The sequence below is a fragment of the Pseudomonas sp. SDO52101_S400 genome (assembly GCF_054071635.1).
In genome coordinates this window covers 1-744 of the sequence record NZ_JBSVWF010000145.1, presented here as the reverse complement: position 1 = coordinate 744, position 744 = coordinate 1, and the positions used below count along the sequence as shown (strand labels likewise).

The 744-nt window shown below is 64.8% G+C and carries 1 pseudogene; it reads right to left on the bottom strand.

Annotated features, from left to right (window positions below):
- Nucleotides 1-744: pseudogene (locus tag ACW9HX_RS29090) on the bottom strand (type IV secretion protein Rhs); the annotation flags it as partial.

Below are 744 nucleotides of genomic sequence, written 5' to 3'. Positions count from 1 at the left end.
CCTGCAGCAGCAGGTTGCCGGCCGGGTCGTGGGCGAAGTTTTCCGGCACATCGTCGCGGGTGTGGCGCACGCGGATCAGCCGGTCGAGGGCGTCGTACTGGTAGCTGCGCTGGCCGTGGCGGGTGTCGGCGATGTGCTCAAGATTGCCGTTGGCGCTGTAGGCAAAGTCGCGGCGGTACAGTGCACTGCGTTGATGGCCTACAGCGTGAGAACGCAAGCGGCCCTGTTCGTCGTAGGCATATTCGCTGAGCAACAGGCCTTGCTGGCGCTGCTGCTCGCGACCGTTCTGGTAGACGTGGCGGGTCAGCAAGGCGCCGTTGAGGTCGATCGCCGTCAGCGCGCCGCCCTTGGCGTAGTGGTAATCGAGCTTGCTGTTGTCCGGCAGGCGCATTCGGCTGAGCTGGCCGCAGGCGTCGTAGGTGTAGCGCAAGGTGCCCCAGCCCTGATGCTCGCGCACCAGGCGATCCTGCAGGTCGTATTCAAAAGCCAGCGGGTGATTTTGGCCGTCATCGACGCCGGTCAGCCGACCGAGGCGGTCGTAACGGTAGCTGACCTCAACCCCGTCGGGCAGAGTCTTGAGCAGCAGGCGCCCAGCAGCATCACGTTGGTAGCCGGTGACCAGCGTCGAGCCGTCATCGCCGTACTCGGTCTTCTCCAGCAGGTGGCCGTTGCGGTCGTAGACATACGCAGTGCGCCGCCCATCAAAACCGGTTTCCTGTCGGATCAGTCCGGTGGGCGTGTAGT